This is a genomic window from Staphylococcus sp. HMSC62D11, from assembly GCF_001839145.1.
Taxonomy (GTDB): Bacteria; Bacillota; Bacilli; order Staphylococcales; family Staphylococcaceae; genus Staphylococcus; species Staphylococcus lugdunensis.
In genome coordinates this window covers 1-14636 of the sequence record NZ_KV840187.1, presented here as the reverse complement: position 1 = coordinate 14636, position 14636 = coordinate 1, and the positions used below count along the sequence as shown (strand labels likewise).

At 35.8% G+C, this 14636-nt stretch carries 14 protein-coding genes; 9 read left to right on the top strand and 5 right to left on the bottom strand.

What is annotated here, in order from left to right:
• Positions 1-134 precede the first annotated feature (134 nt).
• The 4 genes from tsaD to tsaE are packed head-to-tail and all read right to left on the bottom strand — an operon-like array spanning position 135 to position 2691.
• Entirely contained in the window at positions 135-1157 is a 1023-nt protein-coding gene (gene tsaD / locus HMPREF3267_RS06450) for a tRNA (adenosine(37)-N6)-threonylcarbamoyltransferase complex transferase subunit TsaD (protein WP_002477915.1), read from the bottom strand.
• Positions 1150-1575 (bottom strand): ribosomal protein S18-alanine N-acetyltransferase, encoded by a 426-nt coding sequence (gene rimI, locus HMPREF3267_RS06445; protein ID WP_002461431.1) that lies wholly within the window; start codon positions 1573-1575, stop codon positions 1150-1152. The genes tsaD and rimI overlap by 8 nt, the downstream gene beginning before the upstream one ends.
• A gap of 11 nt (positions 1576-1586) precedes the next feature.
• A complete protein-coding gene (tsaB, locus tag HMPREF3267_RS06440) occupies positions 1587-2249 on the bottom strand; it encodes a tRNA (adenosine(37)-N6)-threonylcarbamoyltransferase complex dimerization subunit type 1 TsaB (RefSeq protein ID WP_002461432.1) in 663 nt (220 codons plus the stop codon).
• A complete protein-coding gene (gene tsaE / locus HMPREF3267_RS06435) occupies positions 2230-2691 on the bottom strand; it encodes a tRNA (adenosine(37)-N6)-threonylcarbamoyltransferase complex ATPase subunit type 1 TsaE (RefSeq protein ID WP_070823906.1) in 462 nt (153 codons plus the stop codon). The genes tsaB and tsaE overlap by 20 nt, the downstream gene beginning before the upstream one ends.
• A gap of 467 nt (positions 2692-3158) precedes the next feature.
• On the opposite strand from tsaE, the gene ilvD reads away from it, so the two are divergent.
• The 9 genes from ilvD (at position 3159) to ilvA (ending at position 13806) form a co-directional block, all read left to right on the top strand.
• Positions 3159-4847: a dihydroxy-acid dehydratase gene (gene ilvD, locus HMPREF3267_RS06430; RefSeq protein ID WP_002461435.1), complete on the top strand. Its 1689-nt coding sequence runs from the start codon at positions 3159-3161 to the stop codon at positions 4845-4847.
• A 15-nt stretch (positions 4848-4862) separates the two neighbouring features.
• The gene (gene ilvB, locus HMPREF3267_RS06425) at positions 4863-6596 is read left to right on the top strand and encodes a biosynthetic-type acetolactate synthase large subunit (protein WP_002477912.1); all 1734 of its coding nucleotides are present in this window, start codon (positions 4863-4865) and stop codon (positions 6594-6596) included.
• Complete coding sequence (locus HMPREF3267_RS06420; protein ID WP_002461439.1) at positions 6593-6826, top strand: ACT domain-containing protein; 234 nt, start codon at positions 6593-6595, stop codon at positions 6824-6826. Before ilvB ends, HMPREF3267_RS06420 begins: the two co-directional genes overlap by 4 nt.
• 132 nt (positions 6827-6958) lie before the next feature.
• Entirely contained in the window at positions 6959-7963 is a 1005-nt protein-coding gene (ilvC, locus tag HMPREF3267_RS06415) for a ketol-acid reductoisomerase (protein WP_070823907.1), read from the top strand.
• Positions 7964-7984: 21 nt separating this feature from the next.
• Positions 7985-9535, top strand: a complete 1551-nt coding sequence (locus HMPREF3267_RS06410) for a 2-isopropylmalate synthase (RefSeq protein WP_070823908.1) — start codon at positions 7985-7987, stop codon at positions 9533-9535.
• The gene (leuB, locus tag HMPREF3267_RS06405) at positions 9525-10565 is read left to right on the top strand and encodes a 3-isopropylmalate dehydrogenase (RefSeq protein WP_062077874.1); all 1041 of its coding nucleotides are present in this window, start codon (positions 9525-9527) and stop codon (positions 10563-10565) included. Before HMPREF3267_RS06410 ends, leuB begins: the two co-directional genes overlap by 11 nt.
• Before the next feature lie 13 nt (positions 10566-10578).
• The gene (gene leuC, locus HMPREF3267_RS06400; RefSeq protein WP_070648260.1) at positions 10579-11949 is read left to right on the top strand and encodes a 3-isopropylmalate dehydratase large subunit; all 1371 of its coding nucleotides are present in this window, start codon (positions 10579-10581) and stop codon (positions 11947-11949) included.
• 2 nt (positions 11950-11951) lie between these two features.
• Entirely contained in the window at positions 11952-12521 is a 570-nt protein-coding gene (gene leuD / locus HMPREF3267_RS06395; RefSeq protein WP_002477907.1) for a 3-isopropylmalate dehydratase small subunit, read from the top strand.
• A gap of 16 nt (positions 12522-12537) precedes the next feature.
• The gene (gene ilvA / locus HMPREF3267_RS06390) at positions 12538-13806 is read left to right on the top strand and encodes a threonine ammonia-lyase IlvA (RefSeq protein ID WP_062077876.1); all 1269 of its coding nucleotides are present in this window, start codon (positions 12538-12540) and stop codon (positions 13804-13806) included.
• Between the two features lie 143 nt (positions 13807-13949).
• Here ilvA and HMPREF3267_RS06385 read toward each other — a convergent pair whose 3' ends face one another.
• Positions 13950-14516, bottom strand: a complete 567-nt coding sequence (locus tag HMPREF3267_RS06385) for a LysE family translocator (protein ID WP_002477905.1) — start codon at positions 14514-14516, stop codon at positions 13950-13952.
• Positions 14517-14636: the final 120 nt, after the last annotated feature.

Genomic DNA, 14636 nt, shown 5'->3' with positions numbered 1-14636 from the left:
TAAAAATCTAACTTTATGGGGGGCACATCATTATTTCAATAGAAATTGCTTTTTTATTTGTCTAAGAACTTTATGTCTTAGACTATCTTTATTATTTACAATAATGTCTCCCTGTAATTTAATTAACTAAATGCTTAAATTGTTGCTTCCTCAATATCAATATGGTTTTTGCCATTGAGATCTAATCCTGAAGTGATACCAGCTCGATATAAATAATAGCCTGCAGCACCTATCATTGCTGCATTGTCTGTACATAATTTTGGACTAGGAATTAATAGTTTAATTTGTTTTTGTGCACAACGTTTTTTTAATTCTGTTCTTAATCCGTGATTGCTTGCTACACCCCCAGCAACAATTAGTTGATTAACATCATATTGCTGACAAGCATTAATAGCTTTACCACTTAGTACTTCAACAACACTATTTTGAAAGCTTGTTGCTACATTAGCCTTATTTATTGGCAAATCTTTCTGTTTAAGATTATGCAATTTGTTTATAACAGCACTTTTTAAACCACTGAAACTAAAATCATAGCTGTCCTTTTCAAGCCATACTCTAGGAAAATGATATTCATCTTCTCCTGTTAATGCTAATCGATCAACATGCGGTCCCCCTGGATAAGGTAGTCCAATTGTTCGAGCAACTTTATCGTAGGCCTCACCCACTGCATCATCTCGCGTTTCTCCGATGACTTGAAATTGTAAATGATCTTTCATATAAACCAATTCTGTATGTCCTCCAGAAACGATAAGTGCCATTAATGGAAAAGTTAATGGTTCTTCCAAATGATTAGCATAAATATGCCCGGCAATATGATGAACAGGAATGAGCGGTTTATCATATGCAAACGCTAATGCTTTAGCCGCATTAATTCCTATTAACAGTGCCCCAATTAGCCCTGGTCCTTCCGTCACAGCGATAGCAGTAATATCCTCCATCGATACTTGTGCCGTTTCTAACGCTTCGTCGATTGTAGGGAGTATACCTTCAACATGATGCCTGCTTGCAACTTCAGGTACAACACCACCAAAGCGTTTATGACTATCTATCTGACTTAACACTGCATTAGATAATATTTCTGAACCATTCTTTATAACACTAACACTTGTTTCATCACAGCTCGTTTCAATCGCTAAAATTAAAATATTTTCATTCATGTAACTTCACCCACATCACTAACGCATCCTCTCCATCTCCGTAGTAGTTTTTACGTTTACCACCATATTGAAAACCTAATTTTTCGTATACATGTTGAGCGATAATATTGTCGACACGTACTTCTAAACTCATTGTGTCACATGTATGTGCCGCATAAGTCATGCCATATTTAAGCAACAATTGTCCTAAGCCAAGATTACGATATATTTCGCTCACTGCGACCGTAGTCACTTGCGCTTGATCGAGCACTGTCCAAAGACCTAAATAACCAATAATTTGGCCATTACGTTCCGCCACAAAATATTTTGCATATTGATTTTGAGTTATTTCATGGTAAAAGGCATCAATGGTCCATGAACTATGTTTAAAACTCAAACGCTCTATATCAAATACTTGAGGTACGTCATCGACAATCATTTCTCGTATGTTTAGTTGTTCTGTTGCTGATTCAGCCAATTGCGTTCTGCCTCTGATAATTTAAGATAATTTGGTGTAAACGTATAAATATTTGCAGGTTGTTTTATTAAATCAAGCATCACTGCTGCATCAGGCAAATTTTCCTCTATTGGGCCATCTAATCTTGCACTTAACTTTTTGGCATCTTGACCAATAAAGATATAAGGTTCCTTTAGGCTATGCAGTTGTGTCAGTAATTCATCAATCGTTATATAGCCATCATTTATAATCGTTTTTAATTGTCCGTGTTGATGTTGATAAACACCTGCGTATACAGCATCTCTTCGAGCATCAAATAATGGTACAATAAGCTGATTTGTTTGATGCGTTGTCGCAGCGAGCGCTTCAAGTGATGACACGCCAAATAATCGTACATTTAATGCGTAAGCAAGCGTTTTTGCTACAGTTACACCAATTCTTACTCCAGTGTATGAACCTGGCCCTTGTGCAACTATAATGGCATCAATATTCTCTTTTGTTAAATCGCATTGAGTAAATAGCTCCTGAATTCCAGGCATTAATTGAACTGAGTGGTTTGTTTTATTATTAGTAGTTTTTGCTGCTAATACTTCCTCATCTTTCATCAAAGCAATTGACATTGGCTGATTTGATGTATCAATCAATAAAGTATTCATTCTCTATTGCCTCCTTAATTGCCTCATAATGCTTGCCTTGTGCATTTAAAGATAGTTCACGTTCCTGTTCGTTTATAATGTGAATGTCAATCATTAAGTGTTCCTCTGGTAATAAGTCTTGAATGAACTGACTCCATTCAACAATACTAATGCCATCGTCATCAAAGTATTCATCAAAACCCAAATCTTCTTCCATTCCTTCTAAACGATAACAATCCATATGATGCATTTTTAATTTACTACCTTGATAAGATTTAATAATATTAAAAGTTGGTGAATTGATGTGACGCTTGACACCTAAGTGTTTACCTATGAATTGTGCGAGCGTCGTTTTCCCGGCACCTAAATCTCCGTTAAGTAATATTAAATCTCCAGTTACAAGTGTTGATACTAATTTCGCAGCAAAAGTATCCATTTCATGTAGATTATTGATACGAATCAATGTACATTCTCCTTATTTAATAGCATTAAAATATAAACTTCTAGGCTTTATCTCTAGGACATGACAAATCATTTTAACTTATTTATTGTAACAAAAATTAAGATAGATTTCTCTTTTAAATAATCATTTGCCAAAATAAAACAATTGTTAGAAAATTCAAAATTAAGGTTGACTATCATGACATGTTATAGTAAATTAAGTTTATCGAATTTTAAAACAATTCAAACTATTGAAACAAATTATAACCATTCAAGAAAAGAGGAGTATAATAATGACTAATCACACATTTCTATATCAACCGACAAATGTAAATATTATTATTTTATTATACTCCAAAGGGCTGGAACTTTAGTATCACTTGTACTAAATGTTTAAGTCCTATTTCTAATTGAATGGGACTTATCAGCGTCCCAATTTTATTGGGGCGTTTTTTTGTTTCATGATTGTCAACGACGGGGGAATTATTTATGAGAAGCGATATGATCAAAAAAGGTGATCATCAAGCACCAGCAAGAAGTTTATTACATGCTACAGGGGCATTAAAACATCCAACTGATATGAACAAACCATTTGTCGCAATCTGTAATTCATATATTGATATTGTACCTGGGCACGTTCATTTACGTGAATTAGCAGATATCGCTAAAGAAGCTATTCGCGAAGCGGGTGCAATTCCATTTGAATTTAACACAATTGGTGTTGATGATGGTATTGCAATGGGACATATAGGAATGCGCTATTCTCTTCCATCACGCGAAATCATTGCAGATGCTGCTGAAACTGTTATCAATGCACACTGGTTTGACGGTGTCTTTTACATTCCGAATTGCGACAAAATCACACCTGGTATGATATTAGCAGCCGTTCGAACAAATGTACCGGCTATTTTCTGTTCTGGTGGACCAATGAAAGCTGGTTTATCAGCTCATGGAAAAGCATTAACATTATCATCCATGTTTGAAGCAGTTGGTGCATTTAAAGAAGGCTCTATTTCAAAGGAAGAGTTTCTTGATATGGAACAAAATGCCTGCCCTACTTGTGGCTCTTGTGCTGGTATGTTTACAGCAAATTCAATGAACTGTTTAATGGAAGTTTTAGGCTTAGCACTACCATATAATGGTACTGCTTTAGCAGTAAGTGAACAGCGTAGAGAAATGATTAGAGCTGCAGCATTTAAGCTCGTTGAAAATATTAAAAATGACTTAAAACCTAGAGATATCGTTACACGAGAAGCAATTGATGATGCGTTTGCTCTGGATATGGCTATGGGTGGTTCAACGAATACAGTATTACATACCTTGGCCATAGCTAATGAAGCTGGAATTGATTATGACTTAGAGCGAATTAATGAAATTGCTAAAAAGACGCCTTATTTATCAAAAATAGCGCCTAGTTCATCTTATTCAATGCATGATGTGCATGAAGCTGGTGGTGTTCCTGCTATCATCAATGAGCTTATGAAAAAACCAGGCACTCTCCATCCAAATCGCATTACAGTAACTGGAAAAACACTTAAAGAAAATAATGAAGGTAAAGAAATAGCTAATTTTGAAGTTATTCACTCATTAGAACATCCATATGATAAACAAGGTGGTTTATCCATTTTATTTGGTAACATCGCTCCGAAAGGTGCTGTTATCAAAGTTGGTGGTGTAGACCCTTCAGTTAAAGTTTTTACAGGAAAAGCAATTTGTTTTAATTCACACGATGAAGCAGTAGCTGCGATTGATGATAAAACAGTTCGTGCAGGTCATGTCGTAGTTATTCGTTATGAAGGTCCAAAAGGTGGTCCAGGAATGCCTGAAATGTTAGCTCCAACGTCATCAATTGTTGGTAGAGGTTTAGGTAAAGATGTTGCTTTAATCACTGACGGCCGCTTCTCAGGAGCTACACGAGGCATTGCCGTGGGACATATTTCTCCAGAAGCCGCTTCTGATGGCCCTATTAGCTTATTACGTGATGGAGATGAAATTACAATTGACTTAATTAAACGCACTATTGATGTTCATCAATCTGACGAAGTTTTAGAACAACGTAAAGCCGAAGTCAAACCGTTTAAAGCTAAAGTTAAATCAGGCTATCTAGCTCGATATACTGCGCTCGTTACAAGTGCAAATACTGGCGGTATTATGCAAGTACCTGAAAATTTAATTTAACAAGGAGTGTTATTTATGCCCAAACAATTCGTACACAATACTTTACAAGACGATGAATCCCCTAGTTCACATCAATCATTAAGTGGCTCAGATTTATTAGTAGAAGCATTATTACATGAACATGTCGATTTTATCTTTGGTTATCCAGGAGGTGCTGTTCTCCCATTATACGATACATTCTATGATGGTAAGATTAAACATATTTTAGCACGTCATGAGCAAGGCGCTACACATGCCGCTGAAGGTTATGCACGTGTTTCTGGCAAACCAGGTGTCGTCGTAGTAACTAGTGGTCCAGGTGCTACCAATGCAATTACTGGTATCACCGATGCCTATTGTGATTCACTTCCCCTAGTCGTCTTTACAGGACAAGTCGCATCACCTGGCATTGGTCAAGATGCTTTTCAAGAAGCAGATTTATTATCGATGACCACACCTATCACAAAAGCAAATTATCAAATTAAAAATGTTGATGATATTCCTAAAATCGTACATGAAGCATTTTATATTGCTAATACTGGCAGAAAAGGACCTGTTGTTATTGATTTTCCTAAAGATATGGGTGTTTTAAAAACATCCGTACCTGTAACAAATGACCTTGCTTTACCAGGGTATCATGTGCCAAACGAACCAAATGTAGATGACATTAAAGCGCTTGTCTCACTTTTAACTCACGCTAAAAAACCGTTAATTTTAGCAGGGGCTGGAATTAATAATTCACAATCAAATGAACTGTTAACACAATTTGTTTCAAAATATCAAATTCCAGTTGTCACTACGCTTCTGGGCCTAGGTGCCGTTCCATACAACAATCCTTTATTCCTTGGAATGGGTGGAATGCATGGTTCCTATGCAAGCAATATGGCTTTAACTGAGTGCGATTTACTTATCAATTTAGGTAGTCGTTTTGATGACCGTTTAGCGAGTAACCCTGCTCAATTTGCGCCTAATGCCAAAATTGTACATGTCGATATTGATGAATCTGAAATCAATAAAGTCATTCAAACTGATTTAGGTATTGTGGCAGATTGTAAAAAGGTTTTAAAAAAATTATCTGCCTACTTTAATAAAGAAATTCAATTCACAGCATGGGCACAACATTGTCAAAGTAACAAAGACTTACATCCATTCAAATATGCGACAGATGACCAAACGTTTTGTAAGCCACAACAAGCGATTGAATATATTGGTAAGATAACCAATGGAGATGCAGTTGTAACCACCGATGTTGGCCAGCACCAAATGTGGGCAGCTCAATTTTATCCATTTAAACATCATAGTCAATGGGCTACAAGCGGTGGATTAGGAACAATGGGCTTTGGCATTCCATCAGCAATTGGCGCACAATTAGCCGCACCAGATAAAACTGTAGTTTGTTTTGTTGGTGATGGTGGCTTTCAAATGACTAACCAAGAAATGGCAATTTTTAATGAATATAAGTTAAATATTAAAGTTGTACTGATCAATAATGGCACACTCGGAATGGTCAAACAGTGGCAAGATAAATTCTTTAATCACCGATTTTCACATTCAGTCTTTAATGATCAACCGGATTTTATGAAAATAGCAGAAGCATACGGAATTAAAGGTTATTTAATCGATAATCCTGCTCAATTAGAACAACAATTGGATAAGGCATTTAGTAGTGAAGGTCCAGCACTAATTGAAATTCGAATTTCACCTGTTGAACCTGTTAATCCAATGATACCTGCTGGTAAAGCAAATCATGAAATGGAGGGATTAGAATGAAACGCACATTAAAATTAACGGTTGAAGACAAAGTCAGTACGCTAAATCGCATTACAAGTGCCTTTGTCCGTCTTCAATATAATATCAGTGAACTTGAAGTTAAGCCCTCATCAGATCCTGGCATTTCAAATGTTTTACTAACAGCAGATATCGAAAACGAAAAATTATTTAAAATTTTAATTGCTAAATTAAAAAAACAAGTAACAGTTATCAATGTCGTTGAACTATAGATTATCCCTTTGATGCGCTAGCCTATAAACAATCAAAAATAAATAGAGCTAACATCTTAAATAATTGGGATATTCAATTTTCAATAGATTGAAAATTTTGAATATTATAATAACAATTTGGAGGAATTTATTATGACTAAAGTTTATTATGATCAACAAGTAACTAAAGATGCATTAAAAGGCAAAAAAATTGCTGTAATTGGCTACGGTTCTCAAGGCCATGCACATGCACAAAATTTAAAAGACAATGGATATGATGTCATCGTTGGAATTCGCCCAGGACATTCATTTGATAAAGCAAAAGAAGATGGATTTGATGTGTACCCAGTAGCTGAGGCTACTAAACAAGCCGATGTCATCATGGTGTTATTACCAGATGAAATTCAAGGTTCAGTATATAAAAAAGAAATTGCACCTAACCTTGAAGCGCATAATGCACTAGCATTTGCTCACGGTTTTAATATTCATTTTGGTGTTATTACACCTCCGGAAAATGTCGATGTTTTCTTAGTTGCACCTAAAGGCCCTGGACATCTTGTAAGACGTACATTTGTAGAAGGAACTGCCGTACCTGCCCTCTTCGGCGTTCAACAAGATGCTAGTGGAGAAGCACGTGATATTGCTCTAAGCTATGCCAAAGGTATTGGTGCCACACGCGCTGGTGTTATTGAAACAACATTTAAAGAAGAAACTGAGACAGATTTATTTGGTGAGCAAGCTGTACTTTGTGGTGGTATCCATAAATTAATTCAAAGTGGCTTTGAAACATTAGTAGAAGCAGGATATCAAAAAGAATTAGCGTATTTTGAAGTACTACATGAAATGAAATTAATTGTTGATTTAATGTACGAAGGCGGCATGGAAAATGTTCGCTATTCAATTTCAAATACTGCTGAATTTGGTGACTATGTTTCAGGACCACGCGTCATTACACCAGAAGTAAAAAATAATATGAAAGCAGTCTTAACTGATATTCAAAATGGAAACTTCGCAAATCGATTTATTAAAGACAATGAAAATGGCTTCAAAGAATTCTATCAATTACGTGAAAAACAACATGGTCATGAAATTGAAGCGGTCGGTCGTGAATTAAGAAAAATGATGCCATTTATTAAATCTAAAAGTATTCAACAATAATCATTTAGGGGGAATTTAATTATGGAAAGCCATATTCAAATTTTCGACACAACACTTAGAGATGGTGAGCAAACACCAGGTGTTAGTTTTTCCTTTGAAGAACGTTTAAAGATTGCCAAACAGTTGGAACATTGGGGCGTAGATGTCATCGAAGCTGGATTTCCTGCTTCGAGTGAAGGGAGTTTCAAATCTGTAAAATCCATATCAGAAGCATTAAAAACAACAACAGTATGCGGTTTAGCTAGATGTCGAAAACCTGATATAGATGCTGTATATGAAGCTACTAAAAATGCAGCTCATCCAGCTGTACATGTATTCATAGCTACTTCACCTATTCATTTGAAATATAAATTAAAAATGTCACAAGCAGAGGTTCTAGCATCAATTAAAGAACATGTCAGTTACTGTAAAGCACGTTTTGATATCGTACAGTTCTCACCTGAAGATGCAACACGTACAGAATTACCTTTCTTATTAAAATGTGTACAAACTGCCGTAGATGCTGGTGCATCAATAATCAATATTCCAGACACTGTAGGTTATAGCTATCCTAGTGAATATGGCAACATTTTTAAATACCTCATTAACCATGTTCAAACAACTCAAGACGTTATCTATAGCGCACATTGTCATGATGATCTTGGTCTAGCAGTGGCTAATAGTTTAGCTGCAATTGAAGGTGGCGCAAGACGCATAGAAGGTACTGTTAATGGTATCGGAGAACGCGCTGGGAATACAGCATTAGAAGAGCTAGCTCTTGCTTTATATATCAGAAAAGAACATTACGGTTTAACAACTCATTTAAAATTAAATGAAACGAAATCAACATCAGATTTAATCGCAAGATTTGCTGGTATACGCGTACCACGTAACAAAGCAATTGTAGGACAAAATGCGTTTAGTCATGAATCCGGTATACATCAAGATGGTGTGTTAAAAAATCCAGAGACATATGAGATTATTACGCCTCAACTAGTCGGTGTTAAAACAAATGAATTGCCGCTAGGTAAACTTTCAGGAAAACATGCCTTTGCTGAAAAACTAAAATCATTAGGTTACGATATTGAACCAAAAGCTCAAATACAGTTATTCAAACAATTTAAAGCTATTGCTGACAAGAAAAAAACAGTATCAGACCGAGATATTCATGCATTAATTCAAGGTACAGAACATGAACAAAATGCATTATATCAAGTTGATTCATTACAATTACAATTTGTATCACAAGGATTACAAAGTGCTGTAATCGTTATTAAAGATAAAGATGGCCATCTTTATCAAGATTCAAGTATTGGTACAGGATCAATTGTCGCCATTTATAATGCTATGAATCGTATTTTCCAAAGAGATAGTAAACTCATCGATTATCGAATCGATTCTGTTACTGAAGGCATAGATGCTCAAGCTGAAGTACATGTTCAATTAAATATTGACGGTCAATTTGAAACGGGCATTGGCATTGATCATGATATTTTAATGGCTTCATGCAAAGCTTATGTTGAAGCACATGCCAAATATGCTTTAAACCACCCTACTGCTCTATTACAGGAGGTAATTAGTCATGACTTATAATATCGTAGCTCTACCCGGCGATGGCATCGGTCCAGAAATATTGAATGGTACATTAAAACTATTACAATATATAAGTCACAAATACCAATTTGACTATCAAGTAACTAAACATCATTTTGGCGGTGCTTCTATTGATCATTATCATGTACCTTTAACTGCTGAAACACTTGAAGCATGCCAAAACGCAGATGCTATCTTATTAGGAGCTATTGGTGGTCCAAAGTGGAATGATCCGAATAATCGGCCTGAACAAGGCTTACTTACTTTAAGAAAGTCTTTAGGTTTATATGCAAACATACGCCCAACGAAAGTAACTTCAGGTATGAGTCAATTTTCACCACTAAAAGCGGACCGTGTAGAAGGAACAGATTTGGTTATTGTACGTGAATTAACTAGTGGTATTTATTTCGGAGAACCGAGACACTTATCAGATACATCTGCAGTTGATTCATTGACTTACACAAGCGATGAGATTGAGCGTATTGTGAGAGTCTCTTTTAATCTAGCACAGCAACGCAAGAAAAAACTTACTTCTGTAGATAAAGAAAATGTTTTAGCTTCCAGTAAATTATGGAGAAAAATAGTTAATAAAGTGAGTTTAGAATATCCTGATGTCACTGTAAATCATTTGTTAGTAGATGCTTGTAGTATGCATTTGATAACATATCCAACACAATTTGACGTCATTGTTACAGAAAATTTATTTGGTGATATTTTAAGTGATGAAGCATCTGTTATTCCAGGATCTTTAGGGTTATCACCTTCAGCAAGTTTTAGTGAGAACGGTCCGCGTCTATATGAACCTATTCATGGTTCTGCACCTGACATCGCTAATCAAAATATTGCTAATCCAGTAGGCATGATTCTCTCATTAGCAATGTGCTTGCGTGAAAGTTTAAATCAAGCTACTGCCGCAGATGAACTTGAACAAAATGTATATTCAATGATTCGTAAAGGCATTTTAACTAAAGACCTAGGCGGCACAACATCTACATCTCAATTCTTTGAATACTTATACAAAAGCTATTAAGGAGGGACGCAATATGGAACAAACATTATTTGATAAAATTTGGAATCAGCATGTCATTACAGGTAATGAAGGTGAACCACAATTATTATATATCGATTTGCACCTTATCCATGAAGTAACGTCTCCTCAAGCTTTTGAAGGATTAAGACTTCAACAACGTCAATTACGTCGTCCTGATCTAACCTTTGCCACATTGGATCATAATGTACCAACAATTGATATATTTAACATCAAAGATGACATCGCTAATAAGCAAATTACAACGTTGCAGCGCAATGCCAATGATTTTGGTGTACATCTTTTCGATATGGGGTCAGATGAGCAAGGCATTGTGCATATGGTTGGTCCTGAAACAGGATTGACGCAACCAGGTAAGACAATTGTATGCGGCGATTCACATACTGCAACACATGGTGCATTTGGTGCTATAGCTTTTGGAATTGGTACAAGTGAAGTTGAACATGTGTTTGCAACCCAAACGTTATGGCAAACAAAACCTAAAAACTTAAAGATTGATATTCAAGGCCAGTTACCTAAAGGTGTGTATGCCAAAGATATCATTCTCTATCTTATTAATCAGTATGGTGTCGATTTTGGTACTGGTTATGCCTTGGAATTCACAGGTGAAGCTATCCGCCAATTATCTATGGAAGGACGCATGACTATCTGTAATATGGCAATCGAGGCTGGCGCAAAATATGGTCTAATTCAACCCGATCAAACAACCTTTGATTATGTTAAAGGACGACCATATGCTCAAAATTATGAACACTCACTCGAAAAATGGAAACAACTTTATACTGACACTCACGCAAAGTTCGACAAAGTAATTGAAATCGATATTTCTAATCTAGAACCGCAAGTCACTTGGGGTACAAATCCAGAAATGGGAGTCAGCTTTAATACACCATTTCCCACTATCAAAAGTGTTAACGATGAACGTGCCTACCAATATATGGGACTACAACCAGGTCAAAAAGCAGAAGACATTGACTTAGGCTATGTATTTCTAGGTTCCTGTACTAATGCACGACTATCTGATCTTCTAGAAGCAAGTCAAATTGTCAAAGGTAAACATGTACATCCTAAAATAACAGCGATTGTAGTTCCTGGTTCAAGAACGGTAAAACATGAAGCCGAGGCTCTTGGATTAGATAAAATTTTCAAAGAAGCTGGATTTGAATGGCGTGAACCTGGATGCTCCATGTGTCTTGGTATGAACCCAGATCAAGTTCCTGAAGGTGTTCATTGCGCTTCAACAAGCAATCGTAATTTTGAAGGACGTCAAGGTAAAGGCGCACGCACACATCTTGTATCACCTGCTATGGCTGCAGCTGCAGCTATTAATGGTAAATTCGTTGATGTTAGAAAGGTCGTGTGTTAACGATGGAAATTAAACCAATAACGATTTATAAAGGAAAAACTGTTCCCCTTTTCAATGATAATATCGATACTGACCAAATTATTCCGAAAGTTCATTTGAAGCGTATCACTAAAACAGGATTTGGCCCTTTTGCTTTTGATGAATGGCGCTATTTATCTGACGGCACTGATAATCCTGATTTTAATCCTAATAAACCTCAATACAAAGGTGCGTCTATTTTAATTACTGGAGATAACTTTGGTTGTGGCTCTAGTCGCGAACATGCCGCTTGGGCACTAAAAGATTATGGTTTCAATATCATTATTGCCGGTAGTTTCAGTGATATATTTTATATGAACTGTACAAAAAACGGGCTATTACCCATTGTGCTGCCGGAAGATGTAAGACATAAACTAGCTCAACATGCCAACATTACGATAGATTTACCTAATCAGACAGTAAATACAGACACACAACAATTCCATTTTGACATTGATCCTACATGGAAGAACAAATTCATTAATGGTTTAGATGATATTGCGATCACATTACAATATGAAGATTTAATCAAAAACTATGAAAAAACGAGATAAAAAGGTTGGAGGTACTATGACAGTTACAAGTCGTGTTTCTGCTCAAGAAGTAGATGATGCTTATTTAAGAATTAAGGATGTTGTCAAAGAAACACCTTTACAATATGATAGATATTTATCACAAAAATATCAGTGCAATGTATATTTAAAGCGAGAGGATTTACAGTGGGTTCGTTCTTTTAAGTTACGTGGTGCTTATAATGCTATATCAGTTTTATCTGAAGCAGATAAAGCTAAAGGAATAACATGTGCTAGCGCAGGTAATCATGCACAAGGCGTCGCATATACAGCTAAACAATTAAAGCTGAAAGCAGTCATTTTTATGCCAGTAACAACCCCACTTCAAAAGATAAACCAGGTCAAATTCTTTGGTGAATCACATGTCAAAGTCATTCTTACTGGGGACACTTTCGATGACTGTCTTAAAGACGCTTTAGCTTATACAAAGCAGCACCACATGACTTTTATTGATCCATTTAATAATGTTCATACAATTGCTGGTCAAGGAACCATTGCTAAAGAACTAATTAGTGAAGCTGAGAAAGGTCATCTTCAATTTGATTATGTATTCAGTGCAATTGGTGGCGGTGGCCTTATTTCTGGTGTTAGCACCTATTTAAAGCAACATTCCCCTAAGACTAAAATTATCGGTGTAGAACCTATTGGTGCTAGTAGCATGTATGAAGCTGTGGTTGTTCAACATAAAATCGTTACTTTATCCAATATCGATAAGTTTGTAGATGGTGCCTCTGTCGCACGCGTTGGTGATATTACTTATGATATCGCACGCCATAACGTAGACGATTTTGTACAAGTGGATGAAGGTGCAGTTTGTTCAACCATTTTAGATTTATATTCTAAACAAGCCATTGTAGCAGAACCAGCTGGTGCGCTTAGTGTTTCTGCCTTAGAAAATTATCGCGAACAAATTAAAGGCAAAACGATTGTTTGTATTATTAGTGGCGGAAATAATGACATCAATCGTATGAAAGAAATAGAAGAACGCTCTTTACTTTACGAAGAAATGAAGCACTACTTCATCTTAAATTTCCCTCAACGTCCAGGGGCATTAAGGGAATTTGTTAACGATGTGCTCGGTCCTCAAGATGACATTACTAAATTTGAATACTTGAAAAAAACATCTCAAAATACTGGTACCGTTATTATAGGTATTCAATTAAAAAAACATGATGACTTAGCACAACTTAAGCAGAATGTTAATCATTTTGATCCTTCAAACATCTATATCAATGAAAATAAAATGCTATATTCTTTGCTGATTTAAATAAATTACGACTAATCGGTTGATGACATAACTATGTTTCATCAACCGATTTTCTATAAAAAAAGCATATTTATCGCTATCATAAATCTTAATAACTCAAAAACGATAATATGCCAAACGTTAACCTCTAAATTTTTTGATATCTACCATAATTCTACTGCACTATAAAGTAGTAACAGCGCAATAATAACATTAATAATTCTATAATGGCGATGATACAAAGTATTCATCACTTGACCCAATAGTGACCAAGCAAGCGCACCAGCAATACCTATAACAATTAATAATATCGATCGAATATAAGTATGTTCCCAAGCAGCAGGTAATGAAAATGTCGTCAATCCTGTCAAAAAATAAAGCATTGCCTTTATATTAGTAGTTTGAATTAATATCCCTTTCAAAATAGGACGATCTAACGCATCTTCAGCATCCTCTGGCGTAGACACCACCACATGGTAAGCTAAATATAAAAGATACACTGTTCCTATTATCTTCATAATCAAAATAAACATTTGTGATTCTTTCAATGGCTCTGAAAATAATAATGCCACAGTTAAAGTCAATAAAATGCCTAGCAACACGCCTAAATTAAATGGTAACGCTCGTAAAAATCCTTTCCGCTGTCCCTCTGACATCGCCATAATCGTATTAGGCCCAGGCGTAAATGACATTGTAGTAATAAATAATATGTAAGGAAATATAATAACCACCCCTTTCAAAGGAATAGTTATATTTTACCACGATATCAAAAACATACAACTATAATTTCAGAAAATTCCGATAAATAATGTTATCTAATCGCTTTCTCTTCGCAAAGCCGTTATTTATCG

What these genes read in the sequence shown, in the direction of transcription:
- tsaD (WP_002477915.1), bottom strand. Translation starts at nt 1,157, where the DNA reads ATGAATGAAAATATTTTAATTTTAGCGATTGAAACGAGCTGTGATGAA.
- rimI (WP_002461431.1), bottom strand. Translation starts at nt 1,575, where the DNA reads ATGATTGTCGATGACGTACCTCAAGTATTTGATATAGAGCGTTTGAGT.
- tsaB (WP_002461432.1), bottom strand. Translation starts at nt 2,249, where the DNA reads ATGAATACTTTATTGATTGATACATCAAATCAGCCAATGTCAATTGCT.
- ilvD (WP_002461435.1), top strand. Translation starts at nt 3,159, where the DNA reads ATGAGAAGCGATATGATCAAAAAAGGTGATCATCAAGCACCAGCAAGA.
- ilvB (WP_002477912.1), top strand. Translation starts at nt 4,863, where the DNA reads ATGCCCAAACAATTCGTACACAATACTTTACAAGACGATGAATCCCCT.
- HMPREF3267_RS06420 (WP_002461439.1), top strand. Translation starts at nt 6,593, where the DNA reads ATGAAACGCACATTAAAATTAACGGTTGAAGACAAAGTCAGTACGCTA.
- ilvC (WP_070823907.1), top strand. Translation starts at nt 6,959, where the DNA reads ATGACTAAAGTTTATTATGATCAACAAGTAACTAAAGATGCATTAAAA.
- HMPREF3267_RS06410 (WP_070823908.1), top strand. Translation starts at nt 7,985, where the DNA reads ATGGAAAGCCATATTCAAATTTTCGACACAACACTTAGAGATGGTGAG.
- leuB (WP_062077874.1), top strand. Translation starts at nt 9,525, where the DNA reads ATGACTTATAATATCGTAGCTCTACCCGGCGATGGCATCGGTCCAGAA.
- leuC (WP_070648260.1), top strand. Translation starts at nt 10,579, where the DNA reads ATGGAACAAACATTATTTGATAAAATTTGGAATCAGCATGTCATTACA.
- leuD (WP_002477907.1), top strand. Translation starts at nt 11,952, where the DNA reads ATGGAAATTAAACCAATAACGATTTATAAAGGAAAAACTGTTCCCCTT.
- ilvA (WP_062077876.1), top strand. Translation starts at nt 12,538, where the DNA reads ATGACAGTTACAAGTCGTGTTTCTGCTCAAGAAGTAGATGATGCTTAT.